This is a genomic window from Shinella sp. JR1-6 (assembly GCF_004284735.1).
Classification (GTDB): Bacteria; Pseudomonadota; Alphaproteobacteria; order Rhizobiales; family Rhizobiaceae; genus Shinella.
The window spans coordinates 23,568-49,544 of sequence record NZ_SHMI01000012.1; the positions used below are offsets into that span (position 1 = coordinate 23,568).

The window sequence follows — 25,977 nt, forward strand, 5'->3', positions numbered from 1 at the left end:
CGGCGGCCCGATCCCAGCAATGACAGAACGCCCCGCCCGTCGCCTGCTCGCGGTCTCTGCCGCGATTTCCGTCGCGGCGGGCGTTTTCGTTCTGGGAAATGCGCATTCCACCGACCGCAGGCGCGACGATCTCTCCGAAAAGGATCGCAAGCGCGTCGCCGCGGTGACGGCGCTCGCGACGGATTTTTCCAAGGCCGAGCAATATGAGGCGATGTCCGGCGGGGCGGCGACCTCGCTCGCATCGGTCAACATCAACAGCTTCTCCCACTTTTCCGAGAACATCACCTTCGAGGAAGAAGAGACGTTCAAACTCGGCAACGCGCTCTTCCAGAAACTCTGGGTCTCCTCACCCTCCTCCACCCAGGCCTCCGACGGGCTAGGGCCGCTCTACAATGCGCGCTCCTGCCAGACCTGCCACATCAAGGACGGCCGTGGCCATCCGCCGGAAGGCGCCGCCGAGGCGACATCGATGTTCCTGCGGCTCGCCCGTGCGGCCAGGACGCCGGAGGACGAGACGGCGCTGAAAGATTTGCGCGAGATGAGCCTGCCGGACCCGATCTATGGCCGGCAGCTCCAGGATCTCGCCATACCCGGCCTCAAGGCCGAGGGCCGCATGGTGATCGACTATACCGAGGAGCCGGTAACGCTTGCCGGAGGCGAGGTCGTCACGCTGCGCCGCCCAAGATATTCCGTCGCCGGTCTCGCATATGGCGATCTCGACGCGACGACGACGCTTTCTCCGCGCGTCACCCAGCCGATGCTCGGCCTTGGCCTTATCCAGGCAATCCACGAAGCAGACATCCTCGCCCTTGCCGACCCCGACGACGCGGATGGCGACGGCATCAGTGGCAAGGCCGCCGTCGCCATCAATCCGGCAACGGGCAAGAAGGCGCTCGGCCGCTTCGGCTGGAAGGCGCAATCGGCCACCGTGCGCCAGCAGAGCGCCGACGCCTTCGCCTTCGACATCGGCCTTTCGACGCCGGAAGTGCCGCTGCACCAGGGCGACTGTACGCCTGCCCAGACCGCCTGCCTGGAACGTCCGAATGGCGTGCAGACGCGGCTTGGCGATGCCGAGGCACCGCCACCGGTGATGGACCTCGTCACCTTCTACGCGGAGAACCTTGCCGTGCCGGCCCGGCGCAAGGCGAGTTTCGCCGAAACGCTGAACGGCAAGCGCGTCTTCTACGAGACGGGCTGCACACGCTGCCACCAGCCGAAATTCGTCACCCGGCGCGATGCCGGCAACAAGGCCCATGCCTTCCAGCTCATCTGGCCCTATTCCGATTTCCTGCTGCACGACATGGGCGAAGGCCTTGCGGACGGACAGGCGGTCGGCGTGGCGACCGGGCGGGAATGGCGCACGCCGCCGCTGTGGGGTATCGGCCTTACAAAAACCGTCAACGGTCATACGTTCTTCCTGCATGACGGGCGCGCTCGCAACCTGACCGAGGCCATTCTGTGGCACGGCGGGGAGGCTCAGGCGGCCCGAGACCGCTTCGCCGCGCTGGAAAAACAGGACCGCGACGCCCTTCTGACCTTCCTGGAGAGCCTCTGATGCCAAGCCGGCCCCGTCCCTTCTTTCGCTTTCCCGTCGTTCTCACGGCCTTCGCGATGCTTTCCGCCACCCTGCCGGCGCTGGCACAGGAGGGCGAGGCGCCCGTGCCGCCCGCGCTGACGGACGAGAGCGTGGTCGGCGTCATGACGCGCGCGGTCGACGAGGTCATCCGTCCTGGCTACCGTCGTTTCCAGGCATCCGCCGGCATGCTCGCCGAAACAACCGCCGCCTTCTGCAAGGCGCCCTCCGAAGGCAGCCGGACAGCCGTCGACGATGCCTTCCGGCAGGCGGTCGCCGACTGGGGCCGCATCGAGATCGTCCGTATCGGCCCCGTCATCGACGACAACCGCTTCGAGCGCATCCTCTTCTATCCCGACCGCAAGAGCACCGGCCTGAAACAGGTGCAGGCCCTGCTGCAAAAAGCCGACGAAGCCGATACGAACGCAGCGGCCATGGCCGGCAAGAGCGTTGCGATCCAGGGTTTTGGCGCGCTCGAATTCGCGCTCTACGGCACCGGCGCGGAAACCCTGATGCAAGCACCGAACGGTTTCCGCTGCCGCTATGCCGCCGCCGTCGCCCGCCACATCGAGACGACGGCCGGCCAGCTCGTTGCCGCGTGGGACGCCCCCGGCGGTGTGCAGCAGGACTGGAAACATCCCGGCCCGCGGAACCCGGTGTTCCGCACCGGCAAGGAGGCGGTCACCGCCCTCCTCGGCATTCTCGTGCACGGGGCGGAGGCGGTGCGCGACCAGCGCATCGAGACCTTCTACCGCAATGGCGGCACGGCGCGGCCGAAATCGGCGGTCTTCTGGCGCTCGGGCAACAGCTGGACCTCGATCAACGCCAATATCGAAGGCCTGCAGGCGCTGTTCGACACATCCGGCATGGCCGACCTCATCGATCCCAACTTCATGTCCATCGCCGGCAATATCGATTTCGTGCTGAAATCACTGCACCGCGTTGCACCGACCATCGATCCCGACATCGAAAAGGCCGTCTCGACGCCGGAGGAACAAGAGAAGATCGCTTTCCTCCTCGTCAACACGCGCGACCTCATCCTGCGCCTCAACACCGAATATGGCGGGGCAATCGGGCTCGGCGCCGGCTTCTCCTTCGCGGACGGCGACTGATGCGGGCCGCGGGCGCCGCAAGCACGCTTGTCGACCGTCGCGCCTTCCTGCGCATGGCGGGTGCCGCCTGGGTTGCGGCGCTTGGACCTCGACCGTCCTTCGCACTGTCGCAGACCGACGCCGTTTTCGCCTCCGGCTATATGGAACGCGATGGAAGCTTCGGCATCGCAGTCCTGGCTGAAGACGGCACGCTCATCGACAGGACGCCGCTGCCGGCCCGCAGCCACGGCATGGCCTTTTCACCCGCAACCGGCCATCTCGTCGCCTTTGCGCGGCGCCCCGGAACCTTCGCCCTGATCGCCGACCGCAACGGCCGGGCTGCACCCGTGACCATCGCCGCCGCCGAGGACCGGCACTTCTTCGGCCACGGCTGCTTTTCCCCGGACGGCAGGATCCTTTATGCCAGCGAGAACGACTTCGACGCCAATCGCGGCGTGATCGGCCTCTATGACGCCGGCGACCGCTACCGCCGCATCGGAGAATATTCGACCTACGGTATCGGCACGCACGATCTCTCCGTCAGCGATGACGGCCGCCTGCTGATCGCCGCGAACGGCGGTATCGAAACCCATCCGGATTTCGGCCGCACCAAGCTGAACCTCGACCACATGGAGCCCTCGCTCGCCCTGATCGACGCCACGTCGGGCGCGCTTGTCGAGCGTCATGCGCTGCCGGAAAAGCTGCGCCAGCTTTCCACCCGCCATATCGACCTCGACGTCACGGGACGTATCTGGTTCGCCTGCCAGTATGAGGGGCCGCGTGACGACCTGCCGCCGCTCGTCGGCCATTTCGGCCGAGGGGAAGACCTGACCTTCCTCTCGCTGCCGGAGGAGACCACGATCGGCCTTGCCAATTATGTCGGCGCCATCGCCGTCAACCGGCGCGAAGGCCTTGTCGGCCTCACCTCGCCGAATGGCGGACGTTTTGTCGTTCTGGAGGCCAAAAGCGGCCAGGTGCTGCGGGAGGAAACGGTCGCCGACGCCGCGGGCATCGCCGCAGCGCCGCGGGGCTTTGCTGTCTCCTCCTATGACGGCCGCTTCGCAGGCAGCCGGGAGGCTGTCGCCTGGGACCAGCATATTGCCAGCCTGATGCCGCGCCGCTGAACGTGCCCAGGGCGGTCATGGGCGCCGCAATCTTCCCTGGGAACGGAAAGGCGCTTGCAGTGCAGCATGCCCCGTGCAAACGTTCGGCCATCTTCGCCAATCCCGCCGGCGCGCCGGCAGACCTGTGTGCACCATGACCGATTTTCCACCGGCCGATTTCGCCGATCGCATCACCCGAAGCTTCGCCCGGCAGCCGGCAATGCGGCTCATCGGCGCCGAGCTCACCCGTATCGAGCATGGCACGGTGGAAATCGAGCTGCCCTTCGACGAGAAGCTGACGCAGCAGCACGGCTTCCTCCATGCCGGCGTCATCTCCGCCGCGCTCGACACCGCCTGCGGCTATGCTGCCTATTCGGTGATCGACGCGGATGCCGCGATCCTCACCATCGAGTTCAAGGTCAACCTCATGTCGCCGGGGCGCGGCGAGCGCTTCCTCTTCCGCGGCGAGGTCACCAAGCCGGGCTCCAACATCATCGTCGCCGACGGGCGCGGCTATGCCATCTCGGACGGCCCGGCAAAGCTCATCGCCTCGATGACGGGCACGATGATGGTGGTGCGCGGGCGCGAGGACATTGCCGGATGAGCGTTTCCCTCAAGACCGTCGGCCCGCACCGCATCCTCTATGTGATGGCCGTCGATGCCGAATACGGCCCCCACCTGAAAACCCGCATCACGCCCTTCATGACGGGTGTTGGCCCCGTGGAGGCAGCCGTGCAGCTGACGCTCGCGCTTTGTCGCCTGAAAGCGGAGGGCGATCTTCCTGATCTCGTCGTCTCGCTGGGCTCGGCCGGATCGGCGGTGCTGGAGCAGACCGGGGTCTACCAGGCGACCTCCGTCTCCTATCGTGACATGGATGCCTCGCCGTTGGGCTTCACCCGCGGCGCGACGCCCTTCCTCGACCTGCCGGTGGAGGTGCAGCTTCCCGTACGCATTCCTGGCATATCCGAGGCACGGCTTTCGACCGGCGCCAACATCGTCTCCGGCACCGCCTATGCCGATATCGACGCGGACATGGTGGAGATGGAGACCTTTGCGGAACTGCGCGCCTGCCAGGCCTTCGGCGTCAAGCTGGTCGGCCTGCGCGGCATATCCGACGGCAAGGCCGAACTCAGCCATATCGGCGACTGGACGGAGTATCTCCACGTCATCGACGAGAAGCTCGCCGAGGCCGTCGACCGGCTGGAAGCGGCCATCGCCGACGGGACCGTCGTGCTGAAGGGCTGAAAATCAGGCATTTCCCCGTTGCGCGGCGACAGGATTTTCATTAAAGGCTCGCCATGACCCAGACAGCTCATCCCGACAGCGTTCTCATCATCGATTTCGGCAGCCAGGTGACCCAGCTCATCGGGCGGCGCGTGCGCGAAGCAGGCGTCTATTGCGAGATCATTCCCTTCCAGTCGGCGGAAGAAGCCTTCCACCGCATGCAGCCGAAGGCGATCATCTTCTCCGGTGGCCCGGCATCGGTCCTCGACCAGGGCAGCCCGCGCGCACCGCAGGTCGTCTTCGATTCGGGCCTGCCGATCCTCGGCATCTGCTATGGCCAGCAGACGCTCGCCACCCAGCTCGGCGGCACCGTCGAGGGCGGGCACGCCCGCGAATTCGGCCGCGCCGATGTCGAGATCCTGAAGTCGAGCCCGCTTTTCGAGGGTTTCTGGGAAGTTGGCCAAAAATATCCGGTCTGGATGAGCCACGGCGACCGCGTCACCGTCGCGCCCGAGGGTTTCGAGATCATCGGCGTTTCCGAAAACGCCCCCTTCGCCATCTGCGTCGACGAGGCGAAGCGCTACTACACGACGATGTTCCATCCGGAAGTGGTGCACACGCCCGACGGCGCGAAGCTGCTCTCCAACTTCGTGCACAAAATCGCCGGCATCAAGGGCGACTGGTCGATGTCGGCCTACCGCGCCCGCGCCGTGGAAGCGATCCGCGAGCAGGTCGGCGACAAGCGCGTCATCTGCGCCCTCTCGGGCGGCGTCGACAGTTCCGTCGCGGCGCTCCTCATCCATGAGGCGGTCGGCGCGCAGCTCACCTGCATCCTCGTCGACCACGGCCTGATGCGCAAGAACGAGGCGGCCGATGTCGTCGCCATGTTCCGCGAGCACTACAACCTGCACCTCATCCATGTCGATGCGGTCGATCGGTTCGTCGGAGAGCTGGAAGGCGTCTCCGACCCGGAGACCAAGCGCAAGATCATCGGCCGCCTGTTCATCGAAGTGTTCGAGGACGAAGCCAAGAAGCTCGGCGGCGCGGAATTCCTCGCCCAGGGCACGCTTTACCCCGACGTCATCGAAAGCGTCTCCTTCACCGGCGGTCCTTCGGTCACCATCAAGTCGCACCACAATGTCGGCGGCCTGCCCGACCGTATGAACATGAAGCTCGTCGAGCCGCTGCGCGAACTCTTCAAGGACGAGGTGCGCGTGCTCGGCCGCGAACTGGGCCTGCCCGATAGCTTCATCGGCCGCCACCCCTTCCCGGGGCCGGGCCTTGCCATCCGTTGCCCGGGCGGCATCACCCGCGACAAGCTGGAGATCTTGCGCGAAGCCGACGCCATCTATCTCGACGAGATCCGCAAGGCAGGCCTCTACGACAAGATCTGGCAGGCCTTCGCCGTTCTGCTTCCGGTCCAGACCGTCGGTGTGATGGGCGACGGGCGCACCTACGAGTTCGTCTGCGCGCTGCGCGCCGTCACGTCGGTCGACGGTATGACCGCCGATTTCTACCACTACGACATGAACTTCCTCGGCCGCGCCGCCACCCGTATCATCAACGAGGTGCGTGGCATCAACCGTGTCGTCTACGACGTGACGTCGAAGCCGCCGGGCACGATCGAGTGGGAATAGGAGACCGCATGCGGGGATCCAAGACAGCAGTGAAGTAGGCCGCAACGACACCTTGGTTGTTGCGGCGTTCTGCTGGCGCATCTTTTTCGACAGCGCAGACGCCGCCGAATGTTTTCATTTAGCGGATGAACAGTCATGCGTATTCAAGATCCACGCCCGTGGACCAAAAGCCTTCCGGCGGCACTCCTGCTGCTGGCCCCCTTCAACATTCTTGCCTCGCTCGGCATGGACATCTACCTGCCGGTGGTGCCCGCCATGCCCGCGATCCTGCACACGACGCCGGAAATGGTGCAGCTGACGTTGACGGTCTACATGATCGTGCTCGGCGTCGGGCAGGTGCTCTTCGGCCCGCTTTCCGACCGGATCGGCCGGCGGCCGGTGCTGATTGCGGGGGCGGCAATCTTCGCTGCGGCCTCCTTCGGCCTTGCGGCAACCACCTCCGCGCCTCTCTTCCTGTCGCTCAGGCTGCTGCAGGCGGTGGGCGCTTCGGCGACGCTGGTGGCGCTCTTCGCCACGATTCGCGACGTCTATGCCGAGCGGCCGGAAAACGCCGTCATCTACGGCCTGATGAACGCCATGCTGGCCTTCGTTCCCGCCCTCGGACCGATTGCCGGCGCCCTCATCGCGGGTGCCTTCGGCTGGCGGGCACTCTTCGTCACGCTCGGCATTCCCGCCGTGATCATGCTGCTCTGGGCGTTGCCGCAATGGCATGAAACCCGGCCAGCCGCGGCGATGGCACAGGCACGCACCTTCCGCCCCGTGCTGGCAAGCGGCGCCTTCTGGACTTACACGCTCGCCTTCAGCGCCGCCATGGGAACGTTCTTCGTCTTCTTTTCGACGGCGCCGCGTATCCTGATGGATGAGGCCGGGTTTTCCGAGTTCGGCTTCAGCCTGGCCTTTGCCAGCGCGGCGCTGGTGATGATCGCGACGGCCCGGTTTGCGGAGGGTATTGTCGGCCGCTGGGGTATCCCCGGCTGCATGGTGCGCGGCATGACCTTGCTGCTGGCCGGTGCCGGCCTGCTGGCGCTCGGGCAGATGCTGGCGGCACCGTCCTTCTGGACCGTCCTGCCGCCCGTGTGGGTGATGGCCGTCGGTATCGTGCTGACGGCCTCGGTCGCCGCCAATGGTGCGCTCCGAGCCTTTGGCAAGACGGCGGGCACGGCGGTTGCCCTGCATTTCTGCATCCAGAGCCTGATCACCGGCCTTGCAGGCACCGCCTTCGTCATCCTGCTCGATGGCACGACGGCCTGGCCCCTGGTCGGCTATGCCACCTCAATGGCCACGATCACGCTTGGCGTCCATGCCCGCTTGAAAAACCGGGCGGCCTGACGCCTGAAATGAGCACGGGCGAGCGTTGCTGGCCCGTGCTCAGAACCCGAAGGATTGCTGCGCCGGCTCCGGTGGGGCAAAGGAAACCCCTTCGAGCGCCAGCATCTTCAGCTTGGACACCGAACCGCCCGGTGCAGAAAAGCCACCGACCTTGCCGCCCGCGGCAAGAACGCGGTGGCAGGGGATGATGAGCGCGACCGGGTTCTTCGCCATGGCCTGACCGACCTCACGCGCGGCTTCCGGCCCGGCGCCGAGTTCGCGGGCAAGCGCGCCGTAGGTCGTCGTCTCGCCCCAATGCACCCGGCGGGCGGCATCGTAGACCGCGAGGAAGAAATCGCTCTGGCCGGCAAGATCGAGCGGCACGTCGGAAAAATCCGCTTCCTCGCCGGCAAAATAGTGCCGCGCGGCGGCAATCGCCCCGGCGACGGCCGATGGCGGCTCGGCCGCTTCCGCCTCAGGCAGATGGCGCAGAAGCAAGCGGCGCGTCGTATCCGCATCCGCGCCCGGAAGCTGGAAGCGCACGACGCCGGACGCGGTCCAGGCAATACCACAGGGGCCACCCGCGGTGTCGAAGATCAGATAGTGGGTTTTGCCGGTCATATGCGGCTCCTGTTCCCGTTTGTCACAAGATCGGGCTTTGCCCGACTGCTTTCAACCCGTTTCCTGCGCGACGGCGGGTTTGTCACCGGGGACTTGCGCCCGTCTGCGCCAATTCGCATAACCCGTTCCCAAAAGCGAAGCAGCGAGGAGACGACGTGGAACATTCGCAGATCATCATCGGCGGCGATACGGCAGGCATCGAATGGCGCATTCCCGTTTACCGCTTCAAGGGCAACGATGCCGCGGCGCCCTCCGTCTATATCCAGGCCGCCCTGCATGCCAACGAACTGCCGGGCACCGCGCTCCTGCACTTCCTCCTGGAGCGGCTGCGCAAGGCAGAGGAAGACGGGGCAATCCGCGGCGACATCACCGTCATCCCGCAGGCCAATCCGATCGGTCTTGCGCAATCGCATTTCGGCGAGATGGAAGGCCGGTTCGATCTCGGCACGCGCACCAACTTCAACCGTGACTTTCCGCTGGTGGCGCTTGGCGAGCGGGAGACGCTGCTCGAGGATATCGACCGCCGCAGCGCCGTCGACCGCCTGAAGCGTACGCTGCTGCACACCGCGCTCGACGCAGACCTCGTGCTGGACCTGCACTGCGACGACGAATCCCTGCAATACGCCTATATCGACGAAGCCTTCTGGCCGGAGGCGGCCGATCTCGCGGCGGCGCTCGACATGGCAGCCGTGTTCCTTTCCGATGGCGAGAGCACCGCCTTCGAGGAGGCGGTCGGCTACGCCTTCAAACGCCAGGGCGGAGAAAAGCTGAGCAGCGTGCCCGGCCGCCTCTCGGTGACCGTGGAGCTGCGCGGCAAGCGCGATGTCTTTCCCGACATGGCGAAGGCGGATGCGGCTGGCCTGTGGCGCTTCCTTGCCGGCCGCGGCGTCGTCGCCGACCCCACCCACGCAGCGGAAGCCTATGCCGGCTCCGCCGTGCCGCTCGACAATATCGAGATGGTACGGGCGCCGGAGCCCGGCACCGTGCTCTTCCACCGCGATATCGGCGAGACGGTAAAAGCCGGCGATCTGCTTGCGACGCTGATCACCCGGCCCGGCGCGCCGGATGGCACGCTGGCGGTGACCGCCGGCCACGACGGGCTGATCGCCACCCGCAGCTCCGCCCGCTATGCGCGGCGCGGCGACGACCTGATGAAGATCGCCTGCCACGAGGCGACCCGCAGGAACCGCAAGCCCGGCACGCTGGAGGACTGAACCGCAGGCCCGGAAAGAAACCTGCGAAGGGCGGGTCCCGCCCCTCGCAATCACCTCACCCGAAGCAATATATAGGTGCGAAACCAGCGTGACGCGCAACCGCCGCAAGCGGGTGTGACATCTGCACACGCGAAGACGAAGCCGCCTTGGGATGATCCGCACGCATCATGTTTGAGACGCTCTCCGCCTATTGGCCGCACATCCTCGTCGCCCTGTCGATCGTTCTCGGCGTGCCCGCCGCCATCCATGCCACGATGACGAAGGAAGAGGTACGTGCGGCGATCGGCTGGGTCGGCGTCATCATGCTGTCGCCAGTCGTCGGCCCGCTCATCTACGCCATCGGCGGGGTGAACCGCATCCGGCGCAAGACGCTGAATCTCAGCCGCGAGGGACTGCTTGCCGCCGGCTGGCACCATATGGCGGAATATGACGTTTCCAATGCCTATATGCAGGTGGCCTACGGTCGGGCCCTCGCCGCCATGCAGCACCTTGGCGATACGGTCGGCCGCTGCAAGCTGACATCCGGCAACCGCATCCATCTGCTGTCGACCGGCGACGAGGCCTATGCGGCCATGCTGGCCGCCATCGCCACCGCCGAACGCTCCATCCTGCTCGAAACCTACATCTTCGACCGCGATCCCGCCGGCGAGCGTTTCGTTGCCGCGCTGTCGGGCGCGGTGGCGCGCGGCGTACAGGTGCGCGTGCTGATCGATGCGGTCGGCGCGCGCTATTCGATCCCGTCGATCGTCTCCGATCTGCAGCGGGCGAACGTGCCTGTGGACGTGTTCAACGGCAATATCGTCATGGGCCTGCGGCTGCCCTATGCGAACCTGCGCACCCACCGCAAGATCCTCATCGTCGACGGCAGCGTCGCCTTTACCGGCGGGCTCAACATCCGCGCCGGCTTCTGCGCCGAATTCTCCGGCGAGGCGGCAGCGCTCGACACGCATTTCCGGCTGACCGGCCCCGCCGTCAGCGATCTCTTCCGCATCGCCTACGAGGACTGGCGCTTTTCCGGCGGCGACGAGCTGGCGGGCGAGGCCTGGCAGATCGCCCCGCCGCCGGACGCACCGGAAAGCGGCATGCTCGCCCGCGTCGTGCCGTCAGGCCCGGACAAGAGCCTTGAAACCAACCACCGCATGCTGATGGGCGCACTTTCCATCGCCAAGCGGCACATCCGCATCATGTCGCCCTATTTCCTGCCGGACCGCGAGCTGATCAGCGCGATCGTCACGGCGGCGCGGCGCGGTGTGGAAATCGACATCGTCGTGCCATCGACCAACAACCTGAAGCTCGTCGATCTCGCCATGACGGCGCAATTCGACCAGATGCTGAAACACGGCTGCCGCATCTGGCGGGCCTCCGGCGCGTTCAACCATTCCAAGCTCACGGTCATCGATGGCGCCTGGTCCTATATCGGCTCGTCGAACATCGACCCGCGCTCGCTGCGGCTGAATTTCGAGGTGGATATCGAGGTGATCGATGCGGACTTCGCCGATCTCATCGGCCAGCGCATCGCCGCCGCCCTGTCCGAAGCCGAGGAGGTCAAGCTCGATGAGCTCCGGGCGCGTCCCTTCGCCCAGCGCCTCGTCGAGCGCATCACATGGCTTGGCTCACCCTATCTGTAGGGTCGAACGAGCGCTCCCAGACGACCTTGAGGTCGATATGCGCCTTGATCGGCAGGTGATCGGACGCAACGCGCGCAAGCGGTGTGTCGTGCACCTCGACGGACGTGACGAGATCGTGCGGATGGCCGAGCGCGCGGTCGAGCGCGAGGACCGGAAAACGGGAAGGAAAGCTCGGCACCGCGCCGGACGCGGGGTCGAAGGTCGGCTGCAGGCGCGAGAGCGAGGACCTACGGCCGATGCGCCATTCATTCAGGTCGCCGACGAGCAGGGTTGGCATCTCCTCCTCCTCTGCGACGGACGCGAGGATCGCCATGGCCTGCTGCTCGCGCGAGCGTTTCAGGAGACCGAAATGGGCGGCGACCAACCGCAGCTTGCCCACCGGCAGGTCGAGCGTCACGACCAGCGCACCGCGCGGCTCGACGCCCGGCAGCTTCAGCTGGCGCACCCCGCCGACAGCGCCCTTGCGGATCAGGATCATGTTGCCGTGCCAGCCATGGCCGGTCGACGACAGCGCGGTGATCGGCACCGGAAGGAGACCACAGTCCCGTTCGAGGACATCGAGATTGAGCAGGCCGGAGCGCTCGCCAAAACGCTTGTCCGCCTCCTGGATGGCAATGATGTCGGCGTCGATCTCGGCGATCACGCTTGCCGTGCGCTCCGGATCGAAGCGCCGGTCGACGCCCACGCACTTGTGCACGTTGTAGGACGCGATCACGGTATCGCCGGGGCGATTGTTTTCCGGCGGCCGATGGCCGCGGCGGTTGCGGATAGCCGACAGCAATGCGGTCGACATCATCTTGTCGTTCAGTTTCCTGTCCACGTGTCCTTCCTTGTGGCGCCTCCATCATATGGGCGCTTCGCCCCGATCGGCAACCTTTCACGACCAAGAAGGTTCCGTGAAAATGGCTAGGGAAGCGCACTCACCTGCATTTTCGGGCTGTCGAGCAGGATGGTCGAACGCAGCGTCTTGATCTCGCCGATCCGCTCGAACTCGCTCCAAAGCAGCCGACGATAGTCGGCGACGTCCTTCACGGCGATCTTCAGGAGGAAATCGAAATCGCCGGCGACCGTGTGGCACTCCACCACTTCAGGCATGCGCCGCACGAGATCGATGAAGCGCTCGCCGACGCGCGGGGCCGTGCGCTCCAGCGTCACCTCCAGAAAGGCCTGAAAACCGATGCCGGCGGCGCGCGGATCGACGATCACCGTGTGGCGGATGACGCCGTTCGCCTCCAGCCGCGCCAGCCGTCGCGACAGCGGGGCCGGCGAGAGGCCGACCCTCTCGGCGAGCTGGTTGTTGGAGAGCCCCGCATCTTCGACGAGCAGGCGGATGATGCGCCGATCCGTCTGGTCCAGCGTCAGCTCATCGTCCGGCTTCCTGCCCATGTCCCGCTCCACGCAAAAACCTGCACCAATCTAGCAGCGGAAAGCAAGAAGACAAAAGCTTCTTGCGCTTTCTCCGCAATATCATGGTCGATTTTGCGGCAGCTTTGGCCTACACCGCTTGCAGACCCACCGCACAAGGAACCCGGCCATGTTCGACGCCCTCACCCGCCAGCCCGACGACCCGTTGCTTGCCCTGATCGGCCTTTTCCGGGCAGACGAGCGCGCCGGCAAGGTGGACCTCGGCGTCGGCGTCTATCGCGACGAAACGGGTGCGACGCCGATCTTCCGTGCGGTTAAGGCAGCGGAGCGGCGCCTGGTCGAGACGCAGCCGACCAAGGCCTATGTCGGCCCGGAGGGCGATCCGGTCTTCCTGGAGCGCCTGTGGGCACTGACGACGGGCGAAGCCGGCCGCGGGCGCGCCACCGCCGCGCTGCAGACGCCGGGCGGATCCGGCGCGCTGCGCCTTGCCGCCGACCTGATGGCCCGCATGGGCGTCAAGGGCATCTGGCTCGGCCTGCCGAGCTGGCCGAACCATGCCAGCATCTTCAAGGCGGCCGGCCTCGAGGTCGTCACCTATCCCTTCTTCGACATCCCCTCGCAGACGGTGCTCTTCGACCGCATGATGGAGGCGCTTTCGGGCGCCGCGCCGGGCGATGCGGTGCTGCTGCATGCCAGCTGCCACAACCCGACGGGCGCCAATCTTTCCGCAGAACAGTGGCGCGCCGTCTCCGAGCTCATCGCCGCACGCGGCCTGCTGCCGCTCGTCGACATCGCCTATCAGGGCTATGGCCGCGGCCTTGACGAGGATGCCGCCGGGCTGCGCACGCTGCTTGCCGCCGTGCCGGAAGCGCTGGTCGCAGTCTCCTGCTCGAAGTCCTTCGGCCTCTACCGCGAGCGCACCGGGGCGGTCTATGCCGCCTGCAGCAGCGCGGAGACGGCGCTGTCCGTGCGCACCAACCTCGCGGCCCTCGCCCGCACCAGCTATTCCATGCCGCCGGACCACGGCGCGGCCATCGTCGCGACGATCCTCGGCGACGACGCGCTGAAGGCCGACTGGATGGCGGAAATCGAGACCATGCGGCTGCGCATCACCGCGATCCGCGAACGCCTCGCTGCCGGCCTCTCCGGCCGCTGGCAGGTGCTGACGGCCGTCCGCGAGCAGGAGGGCATGTTCTCCCTGCTGCCGCTGGAGGAGGCGGACGTCCTGAAGCTGCGCGCCGAACACGCGATCTACATGCCGACCTCCGGCCGCATCAACATTGCCGGCCTCAAATCGGCCGAGGTCGATGCAGTGATCGAGAAGTTCCTGAGCCTCTGAGGAAACGATGTCTGTCGAAACAGCAGCCCGGCCCGAGCGCCATTCCGCCTACGAGGATGCCATCGCCATCGTCGTCGGCACGATGTTCATGGCGCTCGGCGTGGTGATTTATACCAAGGCCGTGCTGCTCGCCGGCAGCACGGCGGGCCTCGCCCTGCTCCTGCAATACGCCAGTGGGGTCGGCTTCTGGTGGCTGTTCTTCGCCATCAACCTGCCCTTTTATGTCCTCGCGGTCAAAAAGCTCGGCTGGGCCTTCACGCTGCGCACCTTCGCGGCCGTCACGCTCGTCTCGATCTTTACCCGGCTAACTTCTGACCTCATTTCCTTCTCCCACCTCGACCCGCTCTATGCGGCCGTCATGGGCGGAGCGCTGTCCGGAACAGGCCTGCTCATCCTCTTCCGCCACCGCACCGGCCTCGGCGGCATCAATGTGCTGGCGATCTATCTGCAGGACCGTTTCGGCATCCGGGCCGGCTACTTCCAGCTCGCCGTGGATCTCGCCATCCTTACCACCGCCGCCTTCGTCATCCCGCCCGATCGCCTCGCGCTCTCCGTGCTCGGTGCCGTCGTCGTCAACATGACGCTCGCCATCAACCATCGTCCGGGCCGCTATCTCGGAGTGACGTGACGTCCGGACGCAAAACCGCTGCGCAGTTTTGCCGGAATCGCTCTATGAAGGCGGCGACCATAAAACGAAGGAGACCGGCGTGACCGTCACGATCTACGGCATCAAGAACTGCGACACGATGAAGAAGGCCCGGACCTGGCTCGACACCAAGGGCGTCGCCTATCGCTTCCACGACTACAAGGCGGAAGGCATCGATGCCGCGAGCCTGACGCGCTTCGTCGATGCGCTCGGCTGGGAGACGGTGCTGAACCGTGCCGGCACCACCTTCCGCGCCCTGCCGGATGCCGACAAGCAGGCCCTTGACGCCGGGAAGGCGATCGCACTCATGCTCGCCCAGCCCTCGATGATCAAGCGCCCCATGCTCGACCGCGACGGCGCCCTGACAGCGGGCTTCAAGCCGGAAATCTACGAAACCTTGTTCTGAGATCTACGGCCAGGCGGCATAGGAGGTTTCCGCGCGCACCTGCCGGCTGGCAAGCCCCGCCCGCCGGGCGCGCGGCGAGACCCCGGCCAGTCGCTTGAAGAACCGGCTGAAATAGGCCGCATCGCGAAAGCCGAGTGCTTCGGCGACCTCGGCGATCTGCAGGCTCGACCCATCGAGCAGCATCTCCGCCTCCATCATCAACCGGGCATGGATCAGCTCCATCGGCGAACGCCCCGTGGCGCGCCGCACCGCCGTGTTCAGCCGGTCCGGCGTCACGCCCAGGACGGCGGCATAGTCGGCGAGCGACCATTGCTCGCGCATATGCAGCTCCACGAGATGCAGGAAGCTGCGCACGGTGGCGCGCGGCGAGGGTTTCGGCTTTTCCGTCGCCGGATTGGCGCGGCGCCAGATGGCGATCAGCAAGAGGGCAAGGTGATGACGCACCACCTCCTGCATGCCCGCCGCGTTCTCGCGCAGCTCCGCCTCGATCGTCTCCACCGTCTGGAGCATCTTTCTCGCATCCGCCAGCGCCAGCTTGGCGCCGAGGATCGGCCGGGCGATGGCGTCGCGCACCTCGGCGAAGATCGCTCCCGTCGGCATGGCGGGGCCAAGCGCCAGCTCCGGGATCGCCAGCGCCGCCCCCTCCGCGCCGGCATCGAAGAGCACCGTGCCCCGCTCGCCGGCCGGCGCCCAGACGATGGAGGGACCGGAGAGCCCGAGATCGGCCGGACCGAGCGACACCCGGCCGCTGCCGGAGAGGAGCAGGAAGACGCGGTTGCGCCCGCCGCGGAAGGTCCAGCCGGACTGCGACAGCGCACCACGGAAGAGCCGCGCCTCCGTCGGCAGCGGCGGCATATTGCCGGCGGCGCGATGCTGCTGCGCAAGAGCATCCTGGAAGGGCATGGCGACGGTCTCCTTGCCGTGAAAAGTACAAGTATCTCTTGTAAAAGTCTATTCCGCCCCGCCCCGCGTCCGGCTAACCTTTCATTCGTCAAGAGGCGACAGAAGGCCCGGAGGAGAATGCGGCCGCTGCCCGCCTTGGCGCGACGCCTGCCGGAAGAGCAGGCCTTTTGGGAGGAATCGACGATGAAATCTCTGCAACGCAGGCACGTCCTGCGCGTGATGGCGGCTGCCTCCGCCCTCCTGGCGACGGGCATCGCGCCGGGCGCGCTGGCACAGGACCGCAGCTCGGTGAAGATCGGCTACGCCATTTCCAAGACCGGCCCCAATGCCGGCGGCGCCGGCATCACGACGCTGCCGAACTACCAGCTCTGGGTGAAGGACGTGAACGACGCCGGCGGGCTCGAACTGCCCGACGGCAAGAAACTGCCGATCGAGGTGATCGAATATGACGACCGGTCCACCTCGGAAGAGCTGGTACGCGCCGTCGAACGCCTGGCGACGCAGGACGAAGCGGACTTCATCCTCGCGCCCTGGGGCACCGGCTTCAACCTTGCCGCCGCGCCGCTCTTCGACCGCTACGGCTACCCCCAGCTCGCCGTCTCCTCCGTTACCGACAAGGCGCCGGATTTCGTCAAGCGCTGGAAGAAGAGCTTCTGGATGCTCGGCGGCGGTCACGACTATGCCGGCGCGCTCGCCGGCCTCATCAAGAAGGCCGTCACCGACGGCACGCTCAACAACAAGGTCGCCATGGTCTCGGTCGCCGACGGCTTCGGCATCGATCTCGTGAACGCCGCACGGCCGGCCTTCGCGGAAGCCGGCATCGAACTCGTCTACGACAAGACCTATCCGGTCGGCACGTCGGACTTTTCGCCGATGATCAACGAGGCGAAGGCGAGCGGCGCCGACAGCTTCGTCGCCTTCTCCTACCCGCCGGATACGTTCGCGCTGACCCAGCAGTCGCAGGTCGCCGATTTCAATCCGAAGCTGCTCTATCTCGGCGTCGGCACGGGCTTTCCGGTCTATGGCAAGAACAACGGCGACAATGCCACCGGCATCATGAGCCTGGGCGGCATCGATCCGGCAAACGAGGCGAATGCCGCCTATCGCAAGCGCCACGAGGAGGTGACCGGCCAAGGTCCCGACTATTGGGGCAGCGTCATCACCTATGCCTCGCTGCAGATGCTGCAGGAGGCGATCAAGCGCAAGGGCCTCGACCGCGAGGCCGTGTCCGCGGAGCTGTCGACCGGTACATTCCAGACCGTGCTCGGCGAGACGAAGATGGAAGACAACCAGCTTCGCACGCTCTGGTGGACCGGCCAGTGGCAGAACGGCCAGTTCGTTGGCATCGCCCCTGCAGACCGTACCGGCGCCAGCCAGCCGATCCTGCCGCGGCAAGCGTGGAAGAAGTAGCGGCCTTCGTCACGCGGGATCGAAGGGCGCTTTGGCGGACCGGCGCTTTCCCTCGCTCACGACCGGAACGGGCACGACTGCCCCTCACCCCGGCCCTCTCCCCGCAAGCGGGAGAGGGGGATGGCAACGGTATAGCCAGGTTTCCTTCCCCCCGTTCACGGGGAGAAGGTGGCCGGCAGGCCGGATGAGGGGCATTCTGTCATCGACTGAAAACGGCGCGGTGCATGCCATCGGCCGGCAAATGTAAGGAGCGGCCATGCTCGTCACGGCCTTGTTGTCCGGGCTCATGCTCGGCGGAACCTATGCGCTGGTCGCGATGGGGCTGACGCTCCAGTACGGCATCGCGCGCATCATGAACCTTGCCTATGGCGAGACGATCATCGCGGCAGCCTTCCTTGCCTATGTGCTGTTCAACGGTCTCGGCATCAATCCGGTGCTCGGTCTTCTAGCCGCCGTGCCGCTCGGCTTTGTCTTCGGCTACCTCGTCTACGGCCTGATGATGCGCCCGCTGGTGCGCCGTGCGAAGAACCGGGAGACGCTGGAGATCGACTCCATCCTCGCCACCTTCGGCCTGCTCTTCGTCATCCAGGGCGGCATGCTGGTGCTCTTCGGCAGCAATTATACGAGCTACAGCTATCTCAACATCGGCGTCAGCGTGTTCGGGGCCACCATCGCGGCCAACCGTCTGATCGCCTTCGCGCTCGCCATCGTCCTCGGCAGCGGGCTGTACCTGCTCCTCACCCGCACCCTCTGGGGCACGGCACTGCGCGCCGTCGCCGTCTCGCCGACCTCCGCGCCACTCGTCGGCATCGATGTCGAGCGTGCCGCCCGCACGGCCTTCGCCATCGGCGGAGCGCTGGCGGCCGCCGGCGGTGTGGTCATCTCCATGTACCAGACCTTCACCGCCACGGCCGGTGTCGTCTTCACCATGAAGGCGCTGATCGTCGTCATCATGGGCGGGGTCGGCAATATTCTCGGCGCGCTGTTCTCCGGCCTGCTGCTCGGCCTCGTCGAGACCTTCGTTGCGACCTATGTGGATCCGGGCCTGACGCTCGCCGCCACCTACCTCATCTTCCTCGCCATCCTGCTCTGGCGCCCCGCCGGCCTCTTCGGGAGGAGCGCACGATGACGGCACGCACGCTTTTCGGCCTCCTCGTCGCCGGCCTCGTTCTCGCCGCGCTCGCCGCCCTGCTCTTCTTCGCCGGACCCTATGCGGTGACATTGATGATCGGCATGACCGGCTATGTGGTGCTCGCCACCGCCTGGGGCCTGTTCTCCGGCCCGACGCGCTATGTCTCGCTCGCCACCGTCGCTTTCTTCGGCATCGGCGCCTATACGGTCGGCGTCTTCAGCGAGACCCTGCCCTATCCGCTCGTCCTTTTCGTCGCGGCGATGATCGGCCTTGCGGTGGCGCTGGTCGTCGGTCTCTCGACGCTCCGCCTTGCCGGCGTCTATTTCGTGATCTTCACCTTCGGTCTTGCGGAGCTCATCCGCCAGCTCGTCACCTGGTACGAGGTCAACGTGACGGGCACGCTTGGTCGCTACATCTTCCTGCCCGTGACGCCGGAGGGGATCTACTGGCAACTGCTGGCGCTCGCCGCCGCCACCTTCCTCTTCTCCTGGGGCATCGGCCGCACGCGCTGGGGCCTCGCCTTGAAGGTCATCGGTGACGACGAGGTGGTGGCGAGCCATTGCGGCATCGACATTACCAAGCTCAAGCTCGCGCTCTTTGCCGTCAGTGCCGTGATCATCACGCTCGTCGGGGCCATCCAGGCGCCGCGCTGGACCTATATCGAGCCGAGCATCGTCTTCAACCCGACCATCTCCTTCCTGACGCTGATCATGGCGCTGCTCGGCGGGGCGGACCGACTGTGGGGCCCGCTGCTCGGCGCCATTCCGCTCTTCCTGCTCTTCGAGTGGCTTTCCGCCAACTTTCCGAACCATTATCCGATCATCCTTGGCCTTGTCTTCATCGCCATCGTGTTCCTCCTGCCGAAGGGCGTGCTGGCAGCCGTTGAAAGCCGGCTAAGGAAAGGCGGTGCACGATGAGCGAACTTCTTGCGCTGAGCGGCCTTACCAAGCGCTTCGGCGGGCTTACCGCCGTCAACGCCGTCTCCTTCTCGCTGGAGCGCGGCGAGGTCGTCGGCCTGCTTGGCCCGAACGGCTCCGGCAAGACGACGGTGCTCAACATGATCTCCGGCTTCCTGCCGCCGACCGGCGGGCGGATCGCCCTCAACGGCGAGGCGATTTCCGGCCTTGGCCCGAACCGCATTGCGAGGAAAGGTGTCGCTCGCACCTTCCAGCTGGTGCGCGCGCTTCCCTCGCTGACGGTGGCCGAAAACGTCGTGACCGCACTAGCCTTCGGCCGCCGAACGCTCTGGGGCAAGGCAGCCCACGAGGCAGCCCAGGCCCATCTTGCCGCCGTCGGCCTTGCCGGACGCGCCGACCAGCCGGCCGGCTCTCTCACCTATATCGACCAGAAGCGCATGGAGCTTGCCCGGGCGCTCGCCGCCGAGCCGGAACTGCTTTTGCTCGACGAATGGCTCGCCGGCCTCAATCCGACGGAGCTTCGCACCGGCATCGACCTCATCCTGTCGCTGAGGGAGCGCGGCATCACGGTGCTCCTTGTCGAGCATGTCATGGATGCCATCCGGGCGCTCTGCGGGCGGGCCATCGTGATGAATGCCGGCCGCAAGATCGCCGACGGCCCGACCGCCGAGACGCTGCGGGATCCGGAGGTCGTGCGCGCCTATCTCGGAGACGGCCATGCTTGAGATCCGCGACCTCTCCCTCCACTACGGCCCGCACCTTGCCCTCGACCGGATCTCCGTCACCGTTGGCAAAGGCGAAACCGTCGTCATGCTCGGCGCCAACGGTGCGGGCAAGTCATCGCTGCTCAAGGCCGCCGCCGGCCTCGTCCGGCCCGATCCCGGCGCCGATATCCGCTTTGTCGGCGCGGACATTGCCGGCCGGCCCGCGCATCTGGTGCTCGAAGCCGGCATCGCGCTGGTGCCGGAGGGCCGCGGCGTCTTCGGCGACCTGACGGTCGAGGAGAACCTTGCCCTCGGCGCCTATGCCAGGCGCGCCCGCGCCCATGGCAAGGCGAGCCGCGAGCTGGTCTACGGCCTCTTCCCGAAACTCGCGGACCGGCGCCGGCAGTTCGTCAACACCATGTCGGGCGGCGAGCAGCAGATGGTGGCGATCGGCCGCGCGCTGATGTCGAAGCCCGACCTCCTGATGCTCGACGAGCCGAGCCTCGGCCTTGCCCCCGTCGTCGTCGGCGAGCTCTTCGCCGCGCTCGGCCGGGTGCGCGAGAGCGGGCTGGCGCTCTTGATCGTCGAACAGAACGTCAAGATGAGCCTTTCGATCGCCGACCGCGGCTACCTTCTGGAGGCAGGCCGCATCGTCGGCGAGGATACCGCAACAGGACTGATGAACGACGACGCGGTAAAACGCGCGTTCCTCGGCGCAACCGTCTGAATGTCAAGCAGGGAGCAAACCATGTCCGTCCTTGGACTGAAGATCAACAATCTCGACCAGGCCGCCTCTGACGGGCGCACCTTCACCCGCATCAACCCGATTTCCGGCGAAGTCGCTTCGGAGGTCGCCGCCGCCTCGCTGGAGGATGCACGCCAGGCCGTCAATGCCGCGGCGAAGGCCTTCCCTGCCTGGGCGGCGACCGGGCCCGGCCAGCGCCGAAAGCTGCTTCTTGCCGCCGCCGACAAGCTGCAGGCGAGAACCGCCGATTTCGTCGCCGCCATGGCCGCCGAAACGGGCGCGACGGCCGGCTGGGCAATGTTCAATGTCGGCCTTGCCGCCGACATGCTGCGCGAGGCCGCATCGCTGACGACGCAGATCACCGGCGAGATCATCCCCTCCAACCGCCCCGGCTCGCTCGCCATGGGCGTGCGCCAGGCGGCCGGCGTCGTCCTCTCCATGGCGCCGTGGAACGCGCCGATCATCCTCGGCGTGCGCTCGCTCGCCACCCCGCTTGCCTGCGGCAACACGGTGGTGATGAAGACTTCCGAAATCTGCCCGCGCACCCACCGGCTGATCGTCGACGCGCTGCACGAGGCCGGTCTGCCGGAAGGCGTGCTCAACGCCATCTCCAATGCGCCTGACGATGCCGCCGCCATCGTCGAGGCGATGATCGCCCATCCCGCCGTGCGCCGCGTCAACTTCACCGGCTCCACCCGCGTCGGCCGCATCATCGCCGAGACCGCCGGGCGCTACCTGAAGCCGGCGCTGCTGGAACTCGGCGGCAAGGCGCCCTTCGTGGTGCTCGACGATGCCGATATCGACGCGGCCGTCGCCGCCGCGGCCTTCGGCGCCTACATGAACCAGGGCCAGATCTGCATGTCGACCGAACGCATCGTCGTCGACGAGACGGTCGCCGACCGCTTCGTCGCGGCGCTCGCCGAGAAGGCGGCAACCCTCGTCGCCGGCGATCCGCGCGAGGGCAACACACCGCTTGGCTCGGTCGTCGATGCCCATGCGGCCCAGAGGCTGGAACAGCTCATCCGCGACGCCGTCGGCAAGGGCGCGGCGCTCTCGGCCGGCGGCAGCGTGCGGGGCACGATCGTCGACGCCACCCTGCTTGACCGGGTGACGCCCGCCATGCGCATCTACGGCGAGGAGAGCTTCGGCCCGGTCGTCAGCGTCATCCGCGTCGGCTCGATCGACGAGGCGGTGCGCGTCGCCAACGACACGGAATACGGCCTTTCCGCCGCCGTCTTCGGCAGGGACGTCAACCGCGCCATGCAGGTCGCCCGCCGTATCGAATCCGGCATCTGCCACATCAACGGCCCGACCGTGCATGACGAGGCGCAGATGCCCTTCGGCGGCGTCAAGGAATCCGGCTACGGACGTTTCGGCGGCAAGGCCGGCATTGCCGAATTCACCGAGTTGCGCTGGATCACCGTGCAGGACGGCGCCATCCATTATCCGATCTGACCCATGGCGCTCCTCCACAACAAGACCGCCATCGTGACGGGCGGGGCCGGCAGCATCGGCCTTGCCGTCGCCCGGCTTTTCCTTGCCGAGGGTGCCAATATCGTGCTCGTCGACAACGACCGCGCGGCGCTTGAACGGGCCGTTGCGGGCCTGCCGAAGGAGCGTGTGGCCTGCGCGGCAGCCGATGTCACCGACAGTACTTCGACGCAGGCCTATATCGGCCTTGCCGTCGAGCGCTTCGGCGGCATCGACGTGCTGTTTTCCAATGCCGGCACTTTCGGCACGGTCGCACCCATCGCCGACTATCCGCTCGACATCTTCGACGCCGTGCAGGCGGTGCACGTGCGCGGCGCCTTCCTTGCCGCCAAACACGCCGTGCCGCATATGCGCGATGGCGGCAGCATCATCATCACGTCGAGCGTGGCGGCGACGCGCGGCGATCCCGGCGTCTATGCCTATATCACCGCCAAGCACGCCCAGACCGGCCTGATGCGCTGCCTTGCCAAGGAGCTTGCCCCACGTGGCATCCGCGTCAACACGGTCAATCCCGGGCCTGTCGACAACGGCTTCCAGCTTGCCGTGGAACAGGGCCTCGGCGCCGCGACCGGCATGGACGGCACGGATTTCTTCAACAGGCTCATCCCGATGGGCCGCCATGCCAGCGCCGAGGAAATCGCCCGCTCGGTGCTCTATCTCGCCTCTGACCAGGCAAGCTTCATCACCGGCACGATGCTGATGGTCGATGGCGGCATGAGCATCTGACCGCAGCACGGCAAAAGACCCGGATGCAGGGAACATCCGGGCCTTCGGGGAGGTCAATGGGGAGGTGCTTACTTGCAGACCTTGATCTTCTTGATGATGACGTTGCCGTAGTAGTCGTAGGACTTTACCTTCTTGATGAAGCAATGCGGCTTGTAGCCGTAGCTGTAGTAGCCGGCCTGCGAGGGGGCGGCGAAGGAGACGGCAGCGACGGCGGCGATGGCAGCGGAAACGATGATCTTGCGCATGGGGTCTCTCCTGATTTCTTTGGGATGAGCCTCTCTCATCCGGTGACCAGAAGGTCGCACATCGCCGCGCCCGTCGCTGTTCCGCAGGAAACAGGCCCTTTTACCTGACGCCGAAGCGATTTCGCTTCGGCTGGAGCAGCTCTAGCGAAAAAGCCGCTCCACATAATCCCGCCCGAGCCCGACCTTCTCATAGTGGTCACGACAGAGGGCAATGTAGTTGTGCACGTCGAAGAAGCCGTCGGGCTCTCCCTTGTCGTCGAGCCAGATCAGCGGCCCCTTGACCTGGAAGAACACCTTCATCGGTTGCTCGTGCTCATAGGCGACGAGCGTGTGGCCCTCGCCGGGCGTCTCGTAGACGAAGTCGCCGGCCGTCGCCGTCCAGTCGTGCTCCAGATAGCCCCACTTGCCGGAGATCGTATAGGCGAAGACCTCGTGCGGGTGGTAGTGGCGGTTCACCAGCCCCGCCTTCTTCGCCATCAGGATGTCGCACCACTTGTTCTGCGTCGGGGAGATCCACAGCGGACGGGAGGAGACGGTCTCGGTGAAGGGCACGTAGTAGCGCTCGTCGTCGGTCGGCGCGTTCTGGAGATAGACTTCCGGCAGGGCATCCGGCTGGAACACCTTGTCGATGGGCTTCAGATCCTTCCAGAATTCGTTCTTTGCAAGCTCGGGCATGGATTTCCTCCTCGTATGATGGTTCAGGCGCGGACGGCGATGTCGAGCAGCGCGAGCGTCCGCTTCGTCTCGATATGGTCGATCGCCTCGGCAAGTGCACCGGAAAGGGCGGCGCCGTCGGTGACACGTCTTGCATAGGCCCGGCTCGCCTCGGCGACCTTCACGAAATCCGGCACCGGCGAAAGCGCGGTCAGCGGCATGCGGTTGGTCTTCGCCGCATACCCGTCCGGATAGAGGCCGAGCACCGACTGGCGCACCGCACCCCATTCGGCATTGTTGACGATAAGGACAAGGATCGGCAGTTCCAGCGCCTCGGCGATCTGATGGCAGGCGACGGGATTGGCGAACATGTACGAGCCGTCGCCCATGGTGGCGACGATGAGCCGCTCTCGCCGCGCCAGCTGCATGCCGAGCGCGGCGGGAAAGGACCAGCCGAGGCCGCCGGAATGCGGCTCCTGATACCAGGCCTGATGATGAGAAAGCGTCATCGGTGCCAGCGGGCAGCCGAGTTCGGAAAGCACGGTGGCATTCCGGCCCGCCAGCGCCTCGGAGAGCGTCAGGCTGACGAAATCCTTCGTCATCGGCGAGCCGCCGCCGCGCCGGGCCGCATCAAGAACGCCGGCGCGGGCCATGCGGTTGCGTTCCGCAACCGCCGTGGCACGACGTTCCGCCGTGGCGCGATGGGCGGGCAGCAGCAGGTCCATCGCCGCCTTCAGGGCCAGCAGGCCGGTATCGACATCGCCGGCGAGCGTCACGTCGGAGCGGAAGTAGCGTACCGGCTGGCGCTGGCAGAGCGGATCCTGGGCGAGCTGGATGACCTTGCAGCCGGGCCGGAGCAGATGGACATCCGGCGACCAGGGCGCCAGCGCATCGAGGACGAGCACCACGTCGGCGGCCTCCAGCAGGGGCCCCGGATCGGCCTGTGCGGCCATCGGATGGTCCGTCGCCATGGCAAGCTGCACCGCCCAGTACTGGCAGACGGGAATGCCCCAGTCACCCGCCAGCGCCGCAAGGGCGGCAAACCCCTCGGCCGACCCGGCGCCGTGCTGCGCGAAGATAACCGGGTTCTCCGCCGCTGCCAGAAGACGCGCGGCCTCCGCAACCGCTTCGGCCGATGGCGTGGAGACGGCAGGCATCATGGTTGCCGGCGCCGCAAGGTCCTCTGTCGGGCAAGGCTGGCAGAGCACCTCGCGCGGCAGGCTCATATAGACCGGCCCGCGCGGCGTGGAATTGGCGATGGCATGCGCCCGGTCGACCATCTGCGGGATATGCTCGGGGAAGCGCAGCTCGTCGTCCCACTTGCAGGCCTCGCGCACCAGCGCCGCCTGGTCGCGCATCTCCTGCCCCCAGCCGATCGGCACGGTGCGTGACCCCTTTCTTCCGCGCTCGGTGACCGGCGTGCGGCCAGAGAACAGGAGAACCGGGATATGCTCCATCGCGGCGTTGATGGCGCCGATGGCGCAATTGGCGAGGCCGACATTGGTATGCGCCATCACCGCCTGGGCACGGCCGGTGGCGAGATAATAGCCGTGCGCCATGCCCATCGCCGCCGATTCATGCGGCATGACGAGCGCTTGCGGCAGGGCGATGCCCTTCGCCTCCGCCTCGGCCAGGCCCTCGATGATTGGCGGAAAATCCGTGCCGGAATTGGCGAAGATAAAGTCGATGCCGACCGCCTTCAGTCGGGCGAGCAGCGCACCGCCCGCCGTCATTGCCGGCGCCCCGGCAAGATCGTCTTCGCCCATCGGAACCTCCCCGTCGTGCGGCAGCCTGCCCGCGGCCGCCGGTTTCCTCGAACCGGACGGCACAGGTCTCAGGCAGCACTCTGACAGGCAGGACAGTGATGTAAAATGAAATGCCGGCCGCGATACATA

26 protein-coding genes are annotated in these 25,977 nt (G+C 66.4%); 19 read left to right on the top strand and 7 right to left on the bottom strand.

Translation table 11 applies throughout. The features are described from left to right. Nucleotides 1-19: 19 nt before the first annotated feature. From EXZ48_RS20075 to cml, 7 genes are all read left to right on the top strand, one after another. Complete coding sequence (locus EXZ48_RS20075; RefSeq protein WP_130517828.1) at nt 20-1,555, top strand: di-heme oxidoredictase family protein; 1,536 nt, start codon at nt 20-22, stop codon at nt 1,553-1,555. After that, on the top strand, nt 1,555-2,685 hold the full coding sequence (locus EXZ48_RS20080) for an imelysin family protein (protein WP_371687667.1): 1,131 nt from the start codon (nt 1,555-1,557) through the stop codon (nt 2,683-2,685). The genes EXZ48_RS20075 and EXZ48_RS20080 overlap by 1 nt, the downstream gene beginning before the upstream one ends. Then, nucleotides 2,685-3,788 (top strand): DUF1513 domain-containing protein, encoded by a 1,104-nt coding sequence (locus tag EXZ48_RS20085; RefSeq protein WP_130517830.1) that lies wholly within the window; start codon nt 2,685-2,687, stop codon nt 3,786-3,788. Before EXZ48_RS20080 ends, EXZ48_RS20085 begins: the two co-directional genes overlap by 1 nt. Before the next feature lie 133 nt (nt 3,789-3,921). Beyond that, entirely contained in the window at nt 3,922-4,371 is a 450-nt protein-coding gene (locus EXZ48_RS20090) for a PaaI family thioesterase (protein ID WP_023512217.1), read from the top strand. Further along, nucleotides 4,368-5,012: a 5'-methylthioadenosine/S-adenosylhomocysteine nucleosidase gene (locus EXZ48_RS20095; RefSeq protein WP_130517832.1), complete on the top strand. Its 645-nt coding sequence runs from the start codon at nt 4,368-4,370 to the stop codon at nt 5,010-5,012. The genes EXZ48_RS20090 and EXZ48_RS20095 overlap by 4 nt, the downstream gene beginning before the upstream one ends. A 53-nt stretch (nt 5,013-5,065) precedes the next feature. Further along, nucleotides 5,066-6,628: a glutamine-hydrolyzing GMP synthase gene (gene guaA / locus EXZ48_RS20100; protein ID WP_023512219.1), complete on the top strand. Its 1,563-nt coding sequence runs from the start codon at nt 5,066-5,068 to the stop codon at nt 6,626-6,628. Nucleotides 6,629-6,769: 141 nt separating this feature from the next. Then, a complete protein-coding gene (gene cml / locus EXZ48_RS20105) occupies nt 6,770-7,957 on the top strand; it encodes a CmlA/FloR family chloramphenicol efflux MFS transporter (RefSeq protein ID WP_371687668.1) in 1,188 nt (395 codons plus the stop codon). Nucleotides 7,958-7,996: 39 nt separating this feature from the next. On the opposite strand, the gene EXZ48_RS20110 is transcribed toward cml, so the two are convergent. Beyond that, a complete protein-coding gene (locus EXZ48_RS20110; RefSeq protein ID WP_023513949.1) occupies nt 7,997-8,557 on the bottom strand; it encodes a methylated-DNA--[protein]-cysteine S-methyltransferase in 561 nt (186 codons plus the stop codon). Between the two features lie 155 nt (nt 8,558-8,712). Between EXZ48_RS20110 and EXZ48_RS20115 the strand changes: the two genes are divergently transcribed. Both EXZ48_RS20115 and EXZ48_RS20120 read left to right on the top strand, forming a co-directional pair. Then, nucleotides 8,713-9,771, top strand: a complete 1,059-nt coding sequence (locus EXZ48_RS20115; protein ID WP_130517836.1) for a succinylglutamate desuccinylase/aspartoacylase family protein — start codon at nt 8,713-8,715, stop codon at nt 9,769-9,771. 167 nt (nt 9,772-9,938) lie between these two features. Then, nucleotides 9,939-11,399, top strand: coding sequence for a phosphatidylserine/phosphatidylglycerophosphate/cardiolipin synthase family protein (locus tag EXZ48_RS20120; RefSeq protein WP_130517838.1), 1,461 nt, complete (start codon nt 9,939-9,941; stop codon nt 11,397-11,399). Here EXZ48_RS20120 and EXZ48_RS20125 read toward each other — a convergent pair. After that, nucleotides 11,371-12,195 carry an endonuclease/exonuclease/phosphatase family protein gene (locus EXZ48_RS20125; protein ID WP_037405651.1) on the bottom strand — a complete coding sequence of 275 codons (825 nt, stop codon included), beginning with the start codon at nt 12,193-12,195 and terminating at the stop codon, nt 11,371-11,373. The genes EXZ48_RS20120 and EXZ48_RS20125 overlap by 29 nt on opposite strands. 110 nt (nt 12,196-12,305) lie before the next feature. Next, nucleotides 12,306-12,785: an Lrp/AsnC family transcriptional regulator gene (locus EXZ48_RS20130; RefSeq protein WP_130517840.1), complete on the bottom strand. Its 480-nt coding sequence runs from the start codon at nt 12,783-12,785 to the stop codon at nt 12,306-12,308. Nucleotides 12,786-12,933: 148 nt separating this feature from the next. On the opposite strand from EXZ48_RS20130, the gene EXZ48_RS20135 reads away from it, so the two are divergent. The 3 genes from EXZ48_RS20135 (at nt 12,934) to EXZ48_RS20145 (ending at nt 15,155) form a co-directional block, all read left to right on the top strand. Continuing rightward, nucleotides 12,934-14,103: an amino acid aminotransferase gene (locus EXZ48_RS20135; protein WP_130517842.1), complete on the top strand. Its 1,170-nt coding sequence runs from the start codon at nt 12,934-12,936 to the stop codon at nt 14,101-14,103. Nucleotides 14,104-14,110: 7 nt separating this feature from the next. Next, complete coding sequence (locus tag EXZ48_RS20140) at nt 14,111-14,731, top strand: YitT family protein (protein ID WP_130517844.1); 621 nt, start codon at nt 14,111-14,113, stop codon at nt 14,729-14,731. 79 nt (nt 14,732-14,810) lie between these two features. Continuing rightward, entirely contained in the window at nt 14,811-15,155 is a 345-nt protein-coding gene (locus tag EXZ48_RS20145; RefSeq protein ID WP_023513942.1) for an ArsC family reductase, read from the top strand. Between the two features lie 3 nt (nt 15,156-15,158). Here the strand turns inward: EXZ48_RS20145 and EXZ48_RS20150 are convergent, their stop codons facing one another. Then, nucleotides 15,159-16,058, bottom strand: a complete 900-nt coding sequence (locus tag EXZ48_RS20150) for a helix-turn-helix domain-containing protein (protein WP_130517846.1) — start codon at nt 16,056-16,058, stop codon at nt 15,159-15,161. 183 nt (nt 16,059-16,241) lie between these two features. Here EXZ48_RS20150 and EXZ48_RS20155 point away from each other — a divergent pair, with 183 nt between their 5' ends. The 7 genes from EXZ48_RS20155 to EXZ48_RS20185 all read left to right on the top strand — a co-directional run bounded on the left by EXZ48_RS20155 (nt 16,242) and on the right by EXZ48_RS20185 (nt 23,183). After that, entirely contained in the window at nt 16,242-17,468 is a 1,227-nt protein-coding gene (locus EXZ48_RS20155) for an amino acid ABC transporter substrate-binding protein (protein ID WP_130517848.1), read from the top strand. Between the two features lie 256 nt (nt 17,469-17,724). Beyond that, nucleotides 17,725-18,597 (top strand): branched-chain amino acid ABC transporter permease, encoded by an 873-nt coding sequence (locus EXZ48_RS20160; protein ID WP_130517850.1) that lies wholly within the window; start codon nt 17,725-17,727, stop codon nt 18,595-18,597. Continuing rightward, nucleotides 18,594-19,517, top strand: a complete 924-nt coding sequence (locus EXZ48_RS20165) for a branched-chain amino acid ABC transporter permease (RefSeq protein ID WP_130517852.1) — start codon at nt 18,594-18,596, stop codon at nt 19,515-19,517. The genes EXZ48_RS20160 and EXZ48_RS20165 overlap by 4 nt, the downstream gene beginning before the upstream one ends. Next, complete coding sequence (locus EXZ48_RS20170) at nt 19,514-20,242, top strand: ABC transporter ATP-binding protein (protein ID WP_130517854.1); 729 nt, start codon at nt 19,514-19,516, stop codon at nt 20,240-20,242. Before EXZ48_RS20165 ends, EXZ48_RS20170 begins: the two co-directional genes overlap by 4 nt. Continuing rightward, a complete protein-coding gene (locus EXZ48_RS20175) occupies nt 20,235-20,948 on the top strand; it encodes an ABC transporter ATP-binding protein (RefSeq protein WP_050742699.1) in 714 nt (237 codons plus the stop codon). Before EXZ48_RS20170 ends, EXZ48_RS20175 begins: the two co-directional genes overlap by 8 nt. Before the next feature lie 21 nt (nt 20,949-20,969). Next, entirely contained in the window at nt 20,970-22,421 is a 1,452-nt protein-coding gene (locus EXZ48_RS20180) for an aldehyde dehydrogenase (protein ID WP_130517855.1), read from the top strand. A gap of 3 nt (nt 22,422-22,424) precedes the next feature. Next, nucleotides 22,425-23,183 carry an SDR family NAD(P)-dependent oxidoreductase gene (locus EXZ48_RS20185; RefSeq protein ID WP_130517857.1) on the top strand — a complete coding sequence of 253 codons (759 nt, stop codon included), beginning with the start codon at nt 22,425-22,427 and terminating at the stop codon, nt 23,181-23,183. Nucleotides 23,184-23,251: 68 nt separating this feature from the next. Here EXZ48_RS20185 and EXZ48_RS34950 read toward each other — a convergent pair whose 3' ends face one another. From EXZ48_RS34950 to EXZ48_RS20195, 3 genes are all read right to left on the bottom strand, one after another. Beyond that, nucleotides 23,252-23,428 carry a hypothetical protein gene (locus EXZ48_RS34950; RefSeq protein ID WP_156334047.1) on the bottom strand — a complete coding sequence of 59 codons (177 nt, stop codon included), beginning with the start codon at nt 23,426-23,428 and terminating at the stop codon, nt 23,252-23,254. Nucleotides 23,429-23,569: 141 nt separating this feature from the next. Next, nucleotides 23,570-24,103 (bottom strand): 2,4'-dihydroxyacetophenone dioxygenase family protein, encoded by a 534-nt coding sequence (locus tag EXZ48_RS20190; protein ID WP_130517859.1) that lies wholly within the window; start codon nt 24,101-24,103, stop codon nt 23,570-23,572. Nucleotides 24,104-24,126: 23 nt separating this feature from the next. Further along, a complete protein-coding gene (locus tag EXZ48_RS20195; protein WP_130517861.1) occupies nt 24,127-25,848 on the bottom strand; it encodes a thiamine pyrophosphate-requiring protein in 1,722 nt (573 codons plus the stop codon). Nucleotides 25,849-25,977 lie beyond the last annotated feature (129 nt).

What these genes read in the sequence shown, in the direction of transcription:
- EXZ48_RS20075 (WP_130517828.1), top strand. Translation starts at nt 20, where the DNA reads ATGACAGAACGCCCCGCCCGTCGCCTGCTCGCGGTCTCTGCCGCGATT.
- EXZ48_RS20080 (WP_371687667.1), top strand. Translation starts at nt 1,555, where the DNA reads ATGCCAAGCCGGCCCCGTCCCTTCTTTCGCTTTCCCGTCGTTCTCACG.
- EXZ48_RS20085 (WP_130517830.1), top strand. Translation starts at nt 2,685, where the DNA reads ATGCGGGCCGCGGGCGCCGCAAGCACGCTTGTCGACCGTCGCGCCTTC.
- EXZ48_RS20090 (WP_023512217.1), top strand. Translation starts at nt 3,922, where the DNA reads ATGACCGATTTTCCACCGGCCGATTTCGCCGATCGCATCACCCGAAGC.
- EXZ48_RS20095 (WP_130517832.1), top strand. Translation starts at nt 4,368, where the DNA reads ATGAGCGTTTCCCTCAAGACCGTCGGCCCGCACCGCATCCTCTATGTG.
- guaA (WP_023512219.1), top strand. Translation starts at nt 5,066, where the DNA reads ATGACCCAGACAGCTCATCCCGACAGCGTTCTCATCATCGATTTCGGC.
- EXZ48_RS20110 (WP_023513949.1), bottom strand. Translation starts at nt 8,557, where the DNA reads ATGACCGGCAAAACCCACTATCTGATCTTCGACACCGCGGGTGGCCCC.
- EXZ48_RS20120 (WP_130517838.1), top strand. Translation starts at nt 9,939, where the DNA reads ATGTTTGAGACGCTCTCCGCCTATTGGCCGCACATCCTCGTCGCCCTG.
- EXZ48_RS20125 (WP_037405651.1), bottom strand. Translation starts at nt 12,195, where the DNA reads ATGATGTCGACCGCATTGCTGTCGGCTATCCGCAACCGCCGCGGCCAT.
- EXZ48_RS20130 (WP_130517840.1), bottom strand. Translation starts at nt 12,785, where the DNA reads ATGGGCAGGAAGCCGGACGATGAGCTGACGCTGGACCAGACGGATCGG.
- EXZ48_RS20135 (WP_130517842.1), top strand. Translation starts at nt 12,934, where the DNA reads ATGTTCGACGCCCTCACCCGCCAGCCCGACGACCCGTTGCTTGCCCTG.
- EXZ48_RS20140 (WP_130517844.1), top strand. Translation starts at nt 14,111, where the DNA reads ATGTCTGTCGAAACAGCAGCCCGGCCCGAGCGCCATTCCGCCTACGAG.
- EXZ48_RS20150 (WP_130517846.1), bottom strand. Translation starts at nt 16,058, where the DNA reads ATGCCCTTCCAGGATGCTCTTGCGCAGCAGCATCGCGCCGCCGGCAAT.
- EXZ48_RS20155 (WP_130517848.1), top strand. Translation starts at nt 16,242, where the DNA reads ATGAAATCTCTGCAACGCAGGCACGTCCTGCGCGTGATGGCGGCTGCC.
- EXZ48_RS20160 (WP_130517850.1), top strand. Translation starts at nt 17,725, where the DNA reads ATGCTCGTCACGGCCTTGTTGTCCGGGCTCATGCTCGGCGGAACCTAT.
- EXZ48_RS20165 (WP_130517852.1), top strand. Translation starts at nt 18,594, where the DNA reads ATGACGGCACGCACGCTTTTCGGCCTCCTCGTCGCCGGCCTCGTTCTC.
- EXZ48_RS20170 (WP_130517854.1), top strand. Translation starts at nt 19,514, where the DNA reads ATGAGCGAACTTCTTGCGCTGAGCGGCCTTACCAAGCGCTTCGGCGGG.
- EXZ48_RS20175 (WP_050742699.1), top strand. Translation starts at nt 20,235, where the DNA reads ATGCTTGAGATCCGCGACCTCTCCCTCCACTACGGCCCGCACCTTGCC.
- EXZ48_RS20180 (WP_130517855.1), top strand. Translation starts at nt 20,970, where the DNA reads ATGTCCGTCCTTGGACTGAAGATCAACAATCTCGACCAGGCCGCCTCT.
- EXZ48_RS20185 (WP_130517857.1), top strand. Translation starts at nt 22,425, where the DNA reads ATGGCGCTCCTCCACAACAAGACCGCCATCGTGACGGGCGGGGCCGGC.
- EXZ48_RS34950 (WP_156334047.1), bottom strand. Translation starts at nt 23,428, where the DNA reads ATGCGCAAGATCATCGTTTCCGCTGCCATCGCCGCCGTCGCTGCCGTC.
- EXZ48_RS20190 (WP_130517859.1), bottom strand. Translation starts at nt 24,103, where the DNA reads ATGCCCGAGCTTGCAAAGAACGAATTCTGGAAGGATCTGAAGCCCATC.
- EXZ48_RS20195 (WP_130517861.1), bottom strand. Translation starts at nt 25,848, where the DNA reads ATGGGCGAAGACGATCTTGCCGGGGCGCCGGCAATGACGGCGGGCGGT.